This is a genomic window from Streptomyces sp. NPDC051563 (genome assembly GCF_044454225.1).
In the GTDB taxonomy this organism is placed as follows: domain Bacteria; phylum Actinomycetota; class Actinomycetes; order Streptomycetales; family Streptomycetaceae; genus Streptomyces.
The window spans coordinates 1-14,788 of record NZ_JBITDL010000056.1 but is presented as its reverse complement, the minus strand read 5'-3'; the positions used below and the strand labels follow the sequence as shown (position 1 = coordinate 14,788).

The window sequence follows — 14,788 nt, the reverse complement described above, 5'->3', positions numbered from 1 at the left end:
GCCGGGCCGTTCGCGCGGAAGGCCGGGTGCGTCAGTGCACGGTGCCCATCAGGGCCTGGACCTTCTTGCGGTACGCGTAGACCGCGAGGCCGGCGAGCACCGCGGCCAGGGCCTCGAAGCCGATGATCCAGGTGCCGTTCAGGTCCACCTTGGCGATGGAGAGCAGACTGGTGATGCAGTCACCGGCGGTGACCGCGAGGAACCAGACGCCCATCATCTGGGAGGCGTACTTCTGCGGCGCCATCTTCGTGGTGACCGAGAGGCCGACCGGGGAGAGGCACAGCTCACCGATGGTCTGGATCATGTAGATCGAGACGAGCCACATCGGGGAGACCATGGTGCCGTCGCCCGCCATGTTCATCGGGACGATGAAGACGAAGAACGAGGCGCCGACCAGGACCAGACCCATCGAGAACTTCACGATGGTGTTCGGCTCCTGGTTCTTGCGGGCCAGCCACAGCCACAGCCAGGCGAAGACCGGGGCCAGGGTCATCACGAACAGCGGGTTCAGCGACTGGTACCAGGTGGCCGAGAAGCCGAGGCCGAAGACGGTGTCGGCGGTCTTGTCATCGGCGAACAGCGACAGGGTGGAACCACCCTGGTCGTAGATCATCCAGAAGACGGCGGCGGCGATGAAGAAGAAGATGTACGCGGTCATCTTCGACTGCTCGGTGCCCGACAGCTCCTTGTCGCGCTTGATGCGCGCCAGGACGGCGACCGGGATGAACAGGCCGGCCAGCGTCAGCGGGACCAGGGCCCAGTTCAGCGTGTAGGCGCCCAGGGCGACCACGGCGCCGTAGAAGACGGCGATGCCCACGGCCGCGAGCGCGACCTTCGTGAGGACGGACTTGCGCTCCTCGGCGGACAGCGGGTTCGGGACCAGGCTGCTCTTGGGGCTCAGGTGCTTGGTGCCGAGCAGGAACTGGGCGAGACCCAGCGCCATGCCGACCGCCGCGAGGGCGAAGCCCATGTGCCAGTTGTGCTCCTTGCCGACCGTTCCGACGACGAACGGAGCGACGAAGGCACCGAGGTTGATGCCGATGTAGAAGAGCGTGAAGCCACCGTCACGGCGCGGGTCCTCGGGACCGTCGTACAGGTGGCCGACCATCGTGGAGATGTTGGCCTTCAGCAGGCCGGAACCGGCTGCGACGAGGATCAGACCGACGAAGAACATCGCCTGGCCCGGCACGGCCAGCGAGATGTGACCGGCGATGATCACGAAGCCGGCGATGGCGACCGTCTTGCGGGCGCCCCAGACGCGGTCACCGAACCATCCGCCCGGCATGGCCATCAGGTAGACCATGGAGACGTACACGGAGTAGATCGCCGTGGTCGTCGCCGCGGTCATCGCGAGGCCGCCGCCCTGGCTGCCCGTGGCGGCGTCGGCGCCGCCCGAGACCAGGTAGTACACGAGGAGGGCGCGCATGCCGTAGTAGGAGAACCGCTCCCACATCTCGGTCATGAACAGAGTGGCCAGGCCACGGGGGTGTCCGAAGAAGGTCTTCTCGGTGGACGGGTCCGCCGAGCCCTTCGTCAGGCTGGAAGCCATGGTCGATCCTTGCTTGCTCGGGACGCGCGGCTTCGTGAGCTCAACGGCGCCCGGTGAGGGGTGGCCGGTACCGGCTTCGGTTGCTCCGGCCCCCACGCCCGGGGGGTTCGCTCCGCGGGGGCGAAGACGAAGGAACATCCGACACCGGGATCCACGCCCGCCGCGCTCCATCGCGCGAAGGGCCCGGCCCATAGGTCATTCACTGTCATCTGCTGCCCGGAACGGGCGTGCGATAACAATGCCTGCCCGATCAGGGCAGAAATAGAGACTTTCGGCTGGTTTTCGCTCGAAAGTCTCTTGGAGGTAGTGCATCAGGCGTCTCGACACCATACGACACGACAGTGGCGCATATGAAAGCACTTGAGATATGGATCACAGGCGCCGGTGGAACCAATCGGCCACATTCGAAGGTCGTGAGGAGTTGATAAGCCCAGATAGACAGGGACTTGCAGGTGGGCCTCTTCTTTCCCCCGCCGCGGACTACCATCACCCACATGACGCGTGTACTGCTCGCCGAGGACGACGCATCCATCTCGGAACCCCTGGCCCGCGCCCTGCGCCGGGAAGGGTACGAGGTCGAGGTCCGGGAGGACGGCCCCACCGCCCTGGACGCGGGACTGCAGGGCGGCATCGACCTCGTCGTGCTGGACCTGGGCCTGCCGGGCATGGACGGGCTGGAGGTCGCCCGCCGGCTGCGCGCCGAGGGCCACGGTTTCCCGATCCTGGTCCTCACCGCCCGTGCCGACGAGGTCGACACGGTCGTGGGCCTGGACGCGGGCGCCGACGACTACGTGACCAAACCCTTCCGGCTCGCCGAGCTGCTCGCCCGGGTCCGGGCCCTCCTGCGGCGCGGCGCCAACGAGGCCTCCCAGGCCCCGGCCACCCACGGGGTGCGCATCGACGTCGAATCGCACCGCGCCTGGATGGGCGAGGAGGAGCTCCAGCTCACGGCGAAGGAGTTCGACCTGCTGCGGGTCCTGGTCCGCGACGCCGGCCGGGTCGTCACCCGCGACCAGCTCATGCGCGAGGTCTGGGACACCACCTGGTGGTCCTCCACCAAGACCCTCGACATGCACATCTCCTGGCTGCGCAAGAAGCTCGGCGACGACGCGGCCAACCCCCGCTACATCGCCACCGTCCGCGGAGTCGGCTTCCGCTTCGAGAAGAGCTGAAACCGCGCGGGACCGCATCACCAGGGACGACTAGGGCATTCTCGGAGACATGCGCCGCCGTCTGATCAACTCCACGCTCGCCGTGGTGCTCGTCGTCATCGCCGTCTTCGGGGTCTCCCTCGTCATCGTCGAGACCCGCACCATCACCAGCAGCGCCCAGGACCGCATCGAGTCCGAGGCGCTGCGGCTGGTGGGCATCGTCGAGAGCGACGTCCTGGAGAAGAAGCCGGTCGACGCCGACGCGCTCTTCGGACAGCTCGGCGCCGGCCGGTACGCCCGGATCACGATCCCCGGCCGGGAAACGGTCGAGATCGGGACGCCCATCGCCGACAGCGTCATCCGGGGCACCGCCCGCGGCGAGCGGGGCGAGGTCGTCACGGTGGAGGAGTCCCGCTCCACCGTCACCCGCGAGGTCGGCCGCACCCTGGCCGTGGTCGGCGCCGTCGCCCTGCTCGCCGTCGTGGCGGCCGTCCTGCTCGCCGTACGGCAGGCCAACCGCCTGGCCTCCCCGCTGACCGACCTCGCCGAGACGGCCGAACGCCTCGGATCGGGCGACCCGCGGCCCCGCCACAAGCGGTACGGGGTCCCCGAGCTGGACCGGGTCGCCGACGTACTGGACTCCAGCGCCGAGCGGATCGGCCGCATGCTCACCGCCGAGCGGCGCCTCGCCGCGGACGCCTCGCACCAGCTGCGCACCCCGCTCACGGCCCTGTCGATGCGGCTGGAGGAGATCACCGTCACCGACGACCTGGAGACCGTACGGGAGGAGGCGACGATCGCCCTGACCCAGGTGGAACGGCTCACGGACGTGGTCCAGCGGCTCCTGACGAACTCCAGGGACCCGCGCACGGGCTCGGCCGTCCCCTTCGACCTGGACGAGGTCGTCAAGCAGCAGCTGGAGGAGTGGCGCCCCGCCTACCGCAGCGCCGGCCGGGCCGTCGTCCGCTCCGGGAAGACCGGAATCCGCGCCGTGGGCACCCCGGGCGCGGTCTCGCAGGTCCTGGCGACCCTGGTGGAGAACTCCCTCATGCACGGCGGCGGCACCGTGGCCCTGCGCACCCGCGTCATCGGCAACCAGGCCGTACTGGAGGTCACCGACGAGGGACCGGGCGTCCCGCCGGACCTCGGCAACCGGATCTTCGAGCGGGCCATCAGCGGCCGCAACTCCACCGGCATCGGCCTCGCAGTCGCCCGCGACCTCGCGGAGGCCGACGGCGGCCGCCTGGAGCTGCTCCAGACCCGCCCGCCGGTGTTCGCCCTGTTCCTCAGCCGGACCGCGCCCCAGCGCCCCGAACCGGAGCACACGGTCCGCTGAGAGCGGCCGCGGGCGGGGAGCGGGGTTCGGGCTGCGTCAGTTCGCGGCGGTCTCCGGGGTCCGCGCCACCGGGGCCTGCGCGCTCACAGGAGCCGCAGGAGCTCCGGGAGCCCCCGGAGCCTGGCCGTCGCGCTGTTCGACGACCAGCGAGGCCGCGGCCGGCGCGGGCAGCGCCTTGAAGACCCAGGTGCGGTAGGACCAGAAGCGGAACACGGTCGCGATGCCGATGCCGGTGAACTTGAAGAAGTTCGAGGCGAGCGGCCCGTCCCAGTGGAAGCCGTACGTGGCCGTGTAGAGGATGCCGTTCTCGATCACGAGCCCGATCGCGCTGAACGCGACGAACAGCCCGAGCTCACGGGTGCGGCCCGCCCCGGTCCGGTCGGCCCGGTCCCGGTAGGCGAAGTAGCGGAAGCCCAGGTAGTTCGTGACGATGGCCACCAGGGTGGCTATCACGCTCGCGCGCACCAGCTGGAGGTCGGTGACCTGCCGGATCAGGTTGAAGACGCCCAGGTTGACCAGGACTCCCAGCCCGCCGACGGCCCCGAACCTGACGAGCTCGCGTGCGAGCCCGCGCACGCGGTCGAGGACGGATCCGCTCTCCGGCTTGCTCATATGAGGCTCAGTCCTGTCTTCGGGGCCCCCGTATGAGGCGTCGCACGTTGTTCCTGCGTTTGTTCCTGCGCGCCCATGCTAAGTGTCGCCCCATCGGTACGTCTGCGCCTTCGCACACCGTGCGACACACGGCACACCCGCCGCACACGACCGACGGGTACCGGCCAGGGGCGTTGCGATGCGGGTCCGGATGGCGGAATACCGCCGGATACCCTGGAGGAGTGACGTTCCCGGTAGTCGGCATGGTCGGCGGCGGACAGCTCGCCCGCATGACCCACGAGGCGGGTATCCCCCTCGGCATCAGATTCAAGATCCTCAGTGACACCCCACAGGACTCGGCGGCCCAGGTCGTGAGCGACGTCGTCATCGGCGACTATCGCGATCTGGAGACCCTCCGCGCCTTCGCGCGCGACTGTGACGTGATCACCTTCGACCACGAGCACGTGCCCATCGCGCACCTGCGGGCCCTGGAAGCCGACGGCGTCTCCGTCCGCCCCGGGCCCGACGCGCTGGTGCACGCCGCGGACAAGGGGGTGATGCGCGCCAAGCTCGACGAGATCGGCGCACCCAGCCCCCGCCACCGGATCGTGAGCGATCCGGCGGACGCGGCGGCCTTCGCCGAAGAGGTCGGCGGGTTCCCCGTCATCCTCAAGACGGTGCGCGGCGGGTACGACGGAAAGGGCGTGTGGTTCGTCCGTACGCAGGCGGACGCCGAGGCCCCGTTCAAGGCGGGCGTCCCGGTCCTGGCCGAGGAGAAGGTGGACTACGTCCGCGAGCTCGCGGCCAACATCGTCCGCTCCCCGCACGGCCAGGCCGTGTCCTACCCCGTCGTGGAGTCCATCCAGGTCGACGGCGTCTGCGACACGGTCATCGCCCCCGCCCCGAACCTCTCGGAGGCCCTCGCCGGCGAGGCACAGGCCCTGGCCCTGCGCATCGCCAAGGAACTCGACGTGACCGGCCACCTGGCCGTCGAGCTCTTCGAGACCACCGACGGCCGGATCCTGGTCAACGAACTGGCGATGCGCCCGCACAACAGCGGCCACTGGACGCAGGACGGTGCCATCACCTCCCAGTTCGCCAACCACGTACGGGCCGTCCTGGACCTGCCCCTCGGCGACCCGCGGCCCCGCGCCCGCTGGACGGTCATGGCCAACGTGCTCGGCGGGGACTACCCCGACATGTACGCGGCGTACCTCCACTGCATGGCCCACGACCCGCAGCTGAAGATCCACATGTACGGCAAGGACGTGAAACAAGGCCGCAAGGTCGGCCACGTCAACACCTACGGCGACGACCTGGACGATGTGCTGGAGCGCGCACGTCATGCAGCCGGCTACCTCAGAGGAACCATCCAAGAATGAGCACCTCCGCAGCAGCTCCCGTCATCGGCATCGTCATGGGATCGGACTCCGACTGGCCCGTCATGGAGGCCGCCGCCCAGGCCCTCGACGAGTTCGAGATCCCCTACGAGGTCGACGTGGTCTCCGCGCACCGGATGCCGCGCGAGATGATCGCGTACGGGGAGCAGGCCGACGGGCGCGGCCTCAAGGCGATCATCGCGGGCGCGGGCGGGGCGGCCCACCTGCCCGGCATGCTCGCCTCCGTCACCCCGCTGCCGGTCATCGGCGTACCGGTCCCGCTGAAGTACCTCGACGGCATGGACTCCCTGATGTCGATCGTCCAGATGCCGGCCGGGATCCCCGTCGCCACCGTCTCGATCGCCGGGGCCCGCAACGCCGGGCTGCTCGCCGTACGGATCCTCGCCGCGCACGATCCGGAGCTGCGGACCCGCATGACCGACTTCCTCCAGGACCTCAACGACCAGGCCACCGAGAAGGGCAAGCGGCTGCGCAACAAGGTCGCCGGCCAGGAGTCGTTCGGATTCGGCAAGTGAGCCCCGCAGGGGCGGCGGACGCGTCCGGGCACCTGGACGCGGCGCGCGAACTGCTCGCCGAGCACCCGGTCGTCGACGGACACAACGACCTGCCCTGGGCCCTGCGCGAGACGGTCCGCTACGACCTGGACCGGCGCGACATCGGCCGCGACCAGAAGGGCCACCTGCACACCGACATCCCCCGGCTGCGCGCCGGCGGGGTCGGCGCGCAGTTCTGGTCGGTCTACGTGCGCTCCGACTACGCGGGCGACGAGGCGGTCAGCGCCACCCTGGAGCAGATCGACGTCGTCGCCCAGCTGATCGAGCGTTATCCGCACGACCTGGTGCGGGCACTGACGGCCGACGACATGGAGGCGGCGCGCGCCCAGGGCCGGATCGCCTCGCTGATGGGCGCCGAGGGCGGGCACTCCATCAACAACTCGCTCGCCACCCTGCGGGCCCTGCACCAGCTCGGCGTGCGGTACATGACGCTCACGCACAACGACACCATCGACTGGGCGGATTCGGCGACCGACGAGCCCCGGCACGGCGGGCTCAGCGAGTTCGGCCGCGAGGTCGTCCGGGAGATGAACCGGATCGGCATGCTCGTCGACCTCTCGCACGTCGCCGCGACCACGATGCGCGACGCGCTCGCGGTCTCGGCCGCGCCGGTGGTCTTCTCGCACTCCTCGGCCCGGGCCGTCTGCGACCACGTGCGCAACATCCCCGACGACGTGCTGGCGCTGCTGCCGGCCAACGGCGGGATCGCGATGGCCACCTTCGTGCCCAAGTTCATCCTCCCGGCGGCCGTGGAGTGGACCCTGGCCGCCGACGAGAACCTGCGCGCGCACGGCTTCCACCACCTCGACACCACCCCCGGGGCGATGGCCCTGCACCGGGCCTTCGAGGAGGCGCGCCCGCGCCCGGTGGCCACGGCCGCCACGGTCGCCGACCACCTCGACCACATGCGCGAGGTGGCCGGCGTCGACCACATCGGCATCGGCGGGGACTACGACGGCACCGCCTTCACCCCGGCCGGGCTGGACGACGTGGCCGGGTACCCCAACCTGGTCGCCGAGCTGCTCGCACGCCGTTGGTCGAAGGCGGACCTGGCCAAGCTGACCTGGTCGAACGCCGTACGGACGCTGCGCGACGCCGAAGCGGTGGCGCGCGAGCTGTCGGCCTCCAGGGGCCCGTCCAACGCGGTGCTCCCGGCCTGAGGCTGAGGAGCCCCGCCGCTTCCTGACCGGCCCGCCCGGCGGATCGGGCGTACGGGCTGTGACCAGCGGACACCTGCCGGTTACACCCGAACGCCACATCCGCCGGGCGCCTCCGGCGTCCCACATGTCACGGTGGCACCATCTTCCCTGCTTCTCTCCCGCTGCTTTTCGCACCGTCACAGCCGCCGAGACCGGAGCGCACGCCATGGCCGACCTGCAGGACGAACCGCACGCGAACCCGGTGACCCCCGTGGGCCCGGGCTCCCTCGGAGCCGAGGATCCCACCGGCACCTTGCTCCCGGGCGCCCTTGACCGGGCCGCCGCACTGCTCAGCGTCCATCCCGTCGCGGATGGCTGCAACACCCTCGTACGGACCCTGCGCGAGAGTCCGTACCACGACATCGAGACCTCGGACACGGGCGTCGACACCGACATCCCGCGGCTGCGCGCCGGGGGAGTGGGCGCCCAGTTCTGGTCGCTGCTCATGCCGCGCGAGGCCGGGACCACCGACCAGGTGGTGTCCGACACCCTCGAACAGATCGACGTGGCGCTGGCCCTGATGCGCCGTTACCCCGACAGCCTCCGCCTCGCGCTGACCGCCGACGACCTCGCGGACGCCCGCAACCGGGGCCGCATCGCCTCCCTCCTCGGGCCCGTGCCCGGCCGCACCCTGACGGACTCGCTGGGTGCGCTGCGCGCCTTCCACGCGCTGGGCGTACGGATCCTCGCGCCGGCCGGGGCGCCGTGGGCGGCGGAGGGGCTGACGGCCTTCGGCCACGAGGTGGTCAAGGAGATGAACCGGCTGGCGATGCTGCTGGACCTCCGGGGCTGCCCGCCCGCGCCGGCCTGCCAGCTGGCCGCGGCCTCCAAGGCGCCGGTGATCATCTCGCACACCGGGGCGGCCGCCCTCAACCCGCACCCGGACAACGTGACCGACGAGGTGCTGCTCGCGCTGCGGGCGGCGAACGGCCTGGCGATGGTCAGCTTCGACACCGCGCTGACCGGGGACTCCCTGCACGCGGTGGCGGACCACGTGGACCACGTACGGGCCGTCGCGGGCCCCCACTGCGTGGGCCTGGGCGCCGGCTTCGGCGCCGAGCCGGGCACCCCCCGCCCGGCCGGGCTGACCGATCCCTCGGGCTATCCGCGACTGATCGCGGAACTGCTGGAGCGGGGCTGGCCGGAGACCGACCTGGCGCTGCTGACCTGGGGGAACGCCCAGCGCGTGGTCCGGGACGCGGAGTTCACGGCCCGTGCGGCGCAGCACCGCAGGGCGTCCGGAGCGGCCTGAGCGGCCTTCAGACGCCTGCCGGAACTCCGGCCCCGGCCTTGGGCGCCGGGGCCGCGGAGGCTCCGGACTCCGCCCCGGACCCGGTGCCGGGGACGGGGCTCACGCTCGCCCGCCACAGGCGCAGGCAGGACCAGACGGCGGCCCAGCCCAGCAGCCCGTTGCGGAGCACCAGGAGGAAGGTGCCGAAGCCGGTGCCCGGGAGGATCTCCGAGCCGTAGGTGAGCGGGTAGATCGCGGTGCTGAGCGCGGTCGAGGCGACGATCAGCCAGGCCACCGGCCGCTGCGTGGTGTGCCTGCAGGTCAGGCAGACGGCCGCGAGACCGACCAGCCAGATCAGGTACTGCGGGCTGAGCACGCGGCTGGTGATGGTGAAGACGAGGATGGCGCACAGTGCGGCGTCCAGCGGGGTCGCGGTGGTCCAGCGCCGGGCCTTCACCCGCCACAGCAGCAGCCACGCGAACCCGGCGACCGTGAGGCCGACGGAGAGCAGCGCGACGCTGGAGACGTACGGGCCGAGGTACTCGTAGGCGCCGTAGCGGACTTCGACCTTCCCGGACCAGGCGCCGACGAGCTTGCCGAACATCAGGGCCGAGCCGCCGAGGGATTCGACCTGGATGCCGCGGTTGCCCTGGTTGCCGAGGAAGCCCAGGGTGTCGCGGAAGAACAGCGCGAGCACGGCGAGCAGCACGGCCCCGGCCGCCACGGCCGAGACGACGGCGTCGCGGGTGGTGCGGCCGCGCGGGGTGCCGATGAGCGTGAGCAGCGGCCACACCTTGACCAGGGCGCCGACTCCGGCGAGGACTCCGCCGAGCTTGCGGCGGAAGCGCAGGCACAGCAGCGAGCCGACGGCGAGCAGGGTGACCTGGAGGTCGTAGCGGCCGAAGGGCAGCGACAGCAGCAGCGGCAGCGTCGTCAGCCACAGCACGGCGCCGGCCAGGCTGCCGTCGGTGCGCCGGGCGGCCCGGACCAGGCCGACGCAGATCAGCGCGTCGCAGACCACGGTCAGCGCGACGAAGGCCTGGAAGTAGCTCAGGAAGGGGAGCAGGTCGGGCGACAGGAAGATCGCCGCCGCGGCCGGCGGGTACTGCCACATGACGTCGTCGTGCGGCATGGTCCCCGTGACGAGGACGTCGTACCAGTTGTTGTAGGTCTGGGTGATCTCCACGCGCACCGAGGAGGTGCCGTGCAGGTTCACCACCAGGAGGACCACCATCAGCGTCCGGGTGGCCAGCCAGAAGCCCGCCATGGCCAGGCGGCCGGCGCGCCCGCGGAGTGCGGAGTCGATGGTCGTGCTCGTACTGGTCATCGGCCGTGAGTCTAGCGATCCAATGCGCGCGGCCCGGCGGCTCCTGCCAACGATCCGGTGACGAGATGCGAAACCGTGCATTCCGGAACGAAGCGGATCAAGGACCGCCGGGGGAAGGACCCGGAGGTCAGGCGCGCGGACGGCCCATCGCGCGGTACGTCCAGCCGGCGGCGCGCCACAGGGCGGGGTCGAGGGCGTTGCGGCCGTCGAGGACGAGCCGGTCGGTGACGACCTCGCCGAGGGCCGCGGGGTCCAGGTCGCGGAACTCCCGCCATTCGGTGAGGTGGAGGACGACCTCGGCGCCGCGGGCGGCGTCCAGGGCGGTGTCGGCGTACCCGAGGGTGGGGAAGACGCGGCGCGCGTTGTCCATGCCCTTGGGGTCGTAGACGGTGACCTGGCCGCCCTGGAGGTGGATCTGGCCGGCCACGTTCAGGGCGGGGGAGTCGCGGACGTCGTCGGAGTCCGGCTTGAAGGTGGCGCCCAGGACGGCGACCCGCTTGCCGAGGAAGGAGCCGCCGACGGCGTCGCGGGCCAGCTCGACCATGTGGCCGCGGCGGCGCATGTTGATGGAGTCGACCTCGCGCAGGAAGGTCAGCGCCTGGTCGGCGCCGAGCTCGCCGGCCCGCGCCATGAACGCGCGGATGTCCTTGGGCAGGCAGCCGCCGCCGAAACCGATGCCGGCGCGCAGGAACTTCTTCCCGATGCGCTCGTCGTGGCCGATGGCCTCGGCCAGCTTCACCACGTCGCCGCCGGCGGCCTCGCAGACCTCGGCCATGGCGTTGATGAAGGAGATCTTCGTGGCGAGGAAGGAGTTGGCGGCCGTCTTGACGAGCTCGGCGGTCGGGAAGTCGGTGACGACCAGCGGGGTGCCCTCGCCCATGGGGATCGCGTAGACCTCCCGCAGGAGCTTCTCGGCGCGTTCGCCCCGTTCGTCGTCGACCCCGATGACGATCCGGTCGGGGTGCAGGGTGTCCTGGACGGCGAAGCCCTCGCGCAGGAACTCCGGGTTCCAGGCCAGCTCGATCTCCTCGCCGGCCGGGGCCAGCGCGGTCAGCTTCGCGGCGAGGCGCTCGGCGGAGCCGACGGGCACGGTGGACTTGCCCACGACCAGGGCGGGCCGGGTCAGGTGCGGGGCGAGCGATTCCACGGCGGAGTCGACGTAGCTCATGTCGCAGGCGTACTCGCCGTGCTTCTGCGGGGTGTTCACGCAGACGAAGTGGACGTCGCCGAAGGCGCCGACCTCCTCCCATGAGGTGGTGAAGCGCAGCCGGCCCGTGGAGCCCGGCAGTCCGGCCACGTGGGCGGCGAGCAGCTCCTCCAGCCCGGGCTCGTACATGGGGACGCGGCCGGCGGCGAGCATGGCGATCTTCTCCGGCACCACGTCCAGTCCGAGCACCTCGAAGCCCAGCTCGGCCATTGCCGCGGCATGCGTGGCGCCGAGGTATCCGGTGCCGATCACAGTGATCTTGAGGGGGGCCATGAGTGCTCCTGGAGGTGCGGGGCCGTTCGCGGCAACCGAGCATAGTCGGGCCTGTGACCGGGGATGCATTCCGGAGTCCGTCACCCGTCCGCCGCCCGTCCGTCACCCCGGGGCCACTGCGTCGCCGCCCCCTCCGGTGCCCCCCGCGCGCCCCGCTGTCACGCAACTCACGTGCGACGCCCGTGTCGCGGTCGGCGGGCGGACACTAAGCTTGGGCTACTTAACGGTAGTTAACACCACGCACCACCTGGGGAGTGAGAGATCTTGGCGGGTTCTGCCGACTTCGACCTGTACCGCCCGGCCGAGGAGCACGACATGCTCCGCGAGTCCGTCCGCGCGCTCGCAGAGGCGAAGATCATGCCCTTCGCCGCCGCGGTCGACGAGGAGTCCCGCTTCCCGCAGGAGGCCCTGGACGCCCTCGTCGCCAGCGACCTGCACGCCGTCCACGTGCCCGAGACCTACGGCGGCGCGGGCGCCGACGCCCTCGCCACCGTGATCGTGATCGAGGAGGTGGCCCGCGTCTGCGCCTCCTCCTCCCTCATCCCGGCGGTCAACAAGCTCGGCTCGCTCCCGGTCATCCTCTCCGGATCCGAGGAGCTCAAGGCCAAGTACCTGGGCCCGCTGGCCAAGGGCGACGCGATGTTCTCCTACGCCCTCTCCGAGCCCGACGCGGGCTCGGACGCCGCGGGCATGAAGACCCGCGCCGTGCGCGACGGGGACTTCTGGGTGCTCAACGGCGTCAAGCGCTGGATCACCAACGCCGGCGTCTCCGAGTACTACACGGTCATGGCCGTCACCGACCCGGAGAAGCGCTCCAAGGGCATCTCGGCCTTCGTCGTCGAGAAGTCCGACGAGGGCGTCTCCTTCGGCGCCCCGGAGAAGAAGCTCGGCATCAAGGGCTCCCCGACGCGCGAGGTCTACCTCGACAACGTCCGCATCCCCGCCGACCGCATGATCGGCGCCGAGGGCACCGGATTCGCCACCGCGATGAAGACCCTCGACCACACCCGCATCACCATCGCCGCCCAGGCGCTGGGCATCGCCCAGGGCGCCCTGGACTACGCCAAGGGCTACGTCCAGGAGCGCAAGCAGTTCGGCAAGCCGATCGGTGACTTCCAGGGCGTGCAGTTCATGCTCGCGGACATGGCCATGAAGATCGAGGCCGCCCGCCAGCTGACCTACTCGGCCGCGGCCCGCTCGGAGCGCGTCTCCGGCGGCGGCCCGCACGAGGACCTCACCTTCTTCGGCGCCGCCGCCAAGTGCTTCGCCTCCGACGTGGCCATGGAGGTCACCACGGACGCGGTCCAGCTCCTCGGCGGCTACGGCTACACCCGGGACTACCCGGTGGAGCGCATGATGCGCGACGCGAAGATCACCCAGATCTACGAGGGCACCAACCAGGTCCAGCGCATCGTCATGGCCCGCAACCTGCCGTAGGCAGGCCCCCCGGCCGTGTGAAACATCGGCGCCCCCGGCATATGCCGGGGGCGCCGCGCGTGCCCCGTACGGCATGGCTAGGCTGTGCGCCCGGCGGGGAGCACGGCGCTTCCCGCGCTCCGCCCGGCAGCTGCCGGGCCGCGCAGCCCCCTCCGCCCGACCCCCGTGACCGCCGCGACCGCCCTGAGCAGCGGCGAAGACGGCCGCACTCATCGGACAGCAGCCCCCTGGGGACCCCCCGGATGGGCTAAATTTGGACCTTCGTACGCCGGAACCGGTTGGGGAGAACGCAAATGACGGAAGCGATCCTGCTGGTCGGCGGACAGGGGACGCGGCTGCGGCCCGTCACGGTGAACACGCCGAAGCCGATGGTCCACACGGCAGGCGTGCCCTTCCTCGCCCACCAGATAGCCCGCGCCGCCGCCGCAGGCGTCACGCACATCGTGATGGCCACCTGCTACCTCGCCGAGGTCTTCGAGCCCTACTTCGGGGACGGCTCCGCCTTCGGCGTCCACCTGGAGTACGTGGTCGAGGACGAACCCCTCGGCACCGGCGGCGCCATCCGCAACGCGGCGCGGCTGCTCACGGGCGACCCGGACTCCTCGGTGCTCGTCTTCAACGGGGACATCCTCACCGGCCTGGACATCGCCGGGCTCGTCGAATCCCACAAGGCGGCCGACGCCGACGTCTCCCTGCACCTGGTGCGGGTCGACGACCCGCGCGCCTTCGGCCTGGTCCCCACCGACGGCCACGGGCGGGTGCTGGCCTTCACCGAGAAGCCGCAGACGCCCGAGGAGATCATCACCGACCAGATCAACGCCGGCTGCTACGTCTTCCGGCGCAGCGTGATCGACACCATCCCGGCCGGCCGGTCCGTGTCCGTGGAGCGCGAGACCTTCCCCGGCCTGCTCGCCTCCGGCGCCCTCCTGCACGGGGTCACCGAGAACACCTACTGGATGGACCTCGGCAAGCCCGAGGCGATCATCCAGGCCTCCGCCGACCTGGTCCGCGGGGTCGTCCCCTCCCCGGCCGTCCCCGGCCGCCGCGGCGAGTCCCTCGTCCTGCCCGGAGCCCACGTCGCGGCCGGCGCCAAGCTGTCGGGGGGCACCGTCGTGGGCGCCGGAGCCCGCATCGAGGCGGGTGCGGTCGTCCAGGGCTCCATCGTGCTGGCGGACGCGGTCGTCGGCCCGGACGCGCAGGTGTCCGCCAGCCTGATCGGCGCCGGCGCCTCGGTGGGCGCCCGGACCGTGCTGGACGCCGCCGTCATCGGTGACGCGGCCGTCGTGGGGGCCGACAACGAGCTCCGGGCCGGCGCCCGGGTCTGGTGCGGGGCGCAGCTGCCCGACGCGGCGATCCGCTTCTCCTCCGACGCCTGAGCGGCCGCCCGAGCAGACGCCCGAGCAGTCGCCGCAGGAGTGTCGGGGGGCCCCCCCCCCGGGGCCCCCCCCCCGGGGGCGGGGCCCCCGCCGGGGGGCGGGGGGGGCGGGGGGGGGGGGGGGCGCCACGGCTGCGCCGTCGGCCTGTGGCCCACGG

Annotated in this window: 12 protein-coding genes; 8 read left to right on the top strand and 4 right to left on the bottom strand. The window is 71.4% G+C overall.

What is annotated here, in order from left to right; all coding sequences use genetic code 11:
- Window positions 1-31: 31 nt before the first annotated feature.
- Window positions 32-1,549, bottom strand: coding sequence for a peptide MFS transporter (locus ACIA8F_RS38080; protein ID WP_399385631.1), 1,518 nt, complete (start codon window positions 1,547-1,549; stop codon window positions 32-34).
- Between the two features lie 494 nt (window positions 1,550-2,043).
- On the opposite strand from ACIA8F_RS38080, the gene ACIA8F_RS38075 reads away from it, so the two are divergent.
- Together ACIA8F_RS38075 and ACIA8F_RS38070 are read left to right on the top strand one after the other, a co-directional pair.
- Window positions 2,044-2,721 (top strand): response regulator transcription factor, encoded by a 678-nt coding sequence (locus tag ACIA8F_RS38075; protein ID WP_250736849.1) that lies wholly within the window; start codon window positions 2,044-2,046, stop codon window positions 2,719-2,721.
- 49 nt (window positions 2,722-2,770) lie between these two features.
- The gene (locus ACIA8F_RS38070; protein ID WP_399385630.1) at window positions 2,771-4,036 is read left to right on the top strand and encodes an ATP-binding protein; all 1,266 of its coding nucleotides are present in this window, start codon (window positions 2,771-2,773) and stop codon (window positions 4,034-4,036) included.
- 36 nt (window positions 4,037-4,072) lie between these two features.
- Here ACIA8F_RS38070 and ACIA8F_RS38065 read toward each other — a convergent pair whose 3' ends face one another.
- Window positions 4,073-4,648: a GtrA family protein gene (locus ACIA8F_RS38065; protein ID WP_399385629.1), complete on the bottom strand. Its 576-nt coding sequence runs from the start codon at window positions 4,646-4,648 to the stop codon at window positions 4,073-4,075.
- A gap of 221 nt (window positions 4,649-4,869) precedes the next feature.
- Here ACIA8F_RS38065 and ACIA8F_RS38060 point away from each other — a divergent pair, with 221 nt between their 5' ends.
- From ACIA8F_RS38060 to ACIA8F_RS38045, 4 genes are all read left to right on the top strand, one after another.
- Complete coding sequence (locus tag ACIA8F_RS38060) at window positions 4,870-6,009, top strand: 5-(carboxyamino)imidazole ribonucleotide synthase (protein ID WP_399385628.1); 1,140 nt, start codon at window positions 4,870-4,872, stop codon at window positions 6,007-6,009.
- Window positions 6,006-6,542: a 5-(carboxyamino)imidazole ribonucleotide mutase gene (gene purE, locus ACIA8F_RS38055; RefSeq protein ID WP_399385627.1), complete on the top strand. Its 537-nt coding sequence runs from the start codon at window positions 6,006-6,008 to the stop codon at window positions 6,540-6,542. Before ACIA8F_RS38060 ends, purE begins: the two co-directional genes overlap by 4 nt.
- Entirely contained in the window at window positions 6,539-7,741 is a 1,203-nt protein-coding gene (locus ACIA8F_RS38050) for a dipeptidase (RefSeq protein ID WP_399385626.1), read from the top strand. The genes purE and ACIA8F_RS38050 overlap by 4 nt, the downstream gene beginning before the upstream one ends.
- 205 nt (window positions 7,742-7,946) lie before the next feature.
- Window positions 7,947-9,032, top strand: a complete 1,086-nt coding sequence (locus ACIA8F_RS38045; RefSeq protein ID WP_399385625.1) for a membrane dipeptidase — start codon at window positions 7,947-7,949, stop codon at window positions 9,030-9,032.
- 7 nt (window positions 9,033-9,039) lie between these two features.
- Here the strand turns inward: ACIA8F_RS38045 and ACIA8F_RS38040 are convergent, their stop codons facing one another.
- Window positions 9,040-10,338, bottom strand: a complete 1,299-nt coding sequence (locus ACIA8F_RS38040; protein ID WP_399385624.1) for a glycosyltransferase 87 family protein — start codon at window positions 10,336-10,338, stop codon at window positions 9,040-9,042.
- 127 nt (window positions 10,339-10,465) lie between these two features.
- Window positions 10,466-11,818: a UDP-glucose dehydrogenase family protein gene (locus ACIA8F_RS38035; RefSeq protein ID WP_399385623.1), complete on the bottom strand. Its 1,353-nt coding sequence runs from the start codon at window positions 11,816-11,818 to the stop codon at window positions 10,466-10,468.
- A 264-nt stretch (window positions 11,819-12,082) separates the two neighbouring features.
- Here ACIA8F_RS38035 and ACIA8F_RS38030 point away from each other — a divergent pair, with 264 nt between their 5' ends.
- Together ACIA8F_RS38030 and ACIA8F_RS38025 are read left to right on the top strand one after the other, a co-directional pair.
- Complete coding sequence (locus tag ACIA8F_RS38030) at window positions 12,083-13,255, top strand: acyl-CoA dehydrogenase family protein (RefSeq protein WP_266878075.1); 1,173 nt, start codon at window positions 12,083-12,085, stop codon at window positions 13,253-13,255.
- Between the two features lie 293 nt (window positions 13,256-13,548).
- A complete protein-coding gene (locus ACIA8F_RS38025) occupies window positions 13,549-14,631 on the top strand; it encodes a sugar phosphate nucleotidyltransferase (RefSeq protein ID WP_399385622.1) in 1,083 nt (360 codons plus the stop codon).
- The last annotated feature ends 157 nt before the right edge of the window (window positions 14,632-14,788 follow it).

Excerpts from the sequence above, each read along its gene's own strand:
- ACIA8F_RS38035 (WP_399385623.1), bottom strand. The coding sequence starts at position 11,818 with ATGGCCCCCCTCAAGATCACTGTGATCGGCACCGGATACCTCGGCGCC.
- ACIA8F_RS38075 (WP_250736849.1), top strand. The coding sequence starts at position 2,044 with ATGACGCGTGTACTGCTCGCCGAGGACGACGCATCCATCTCGGAACCC.
- ACIA8F_RS38040 (WP_399385624.1), bottom strand. The coding sequence starts at position 10,338 with ATGACCAGTACGAGCACGACCATCGACTCCGCACTCCGCGGGCGCGCC.
- ACIA8F_RS38025 (WP_399385622.1), top strand. The coding sequence starts at position 13,549 with ATGACGGAAGCGATCCTGCTGGTCGGCGGACAGGGGACGCGGCTGCGG.
- purE (WP_399385627.1), top strand. The coding sequence starts at position 6,006 with ATGAGCACCTCCGCAGCAGCTCCCGTCATCGGCATCGTCATGGGATCG.
- ACIA8F_RS38080 (WP_399385631.1), bottom strand. The coding sequence starts at position 1,549 with ATGGCTTCCAGCCTGACGAAGGGCTCGGCGGACCCGTCCACCGAGAAG.
- ACIA8F_RS38045 (WP_399385625.1), top strand. The coding sequence starts at position 7,947 with ATGGCCGACCTGCAGGACGAACCGCACGCGAACCCGGTGACCCCCGTG.
- ACIA8F_RS38070 (WP_399385630.1), top strand. The coding sequence starts at position 2,771 with ATGCGCCGCCGTCTGATCAACTCCACGCTCGCCGTGGTGCTCGTCGTC.
- ACIA8F_RS38065 (WP_399385629.1), bottom strand. The coding sequence starts at position 4,648 with ATGAGCAAGCCGGAGAGCGGATCCGTCCTCGACCGCGTGCGCGGGCTC.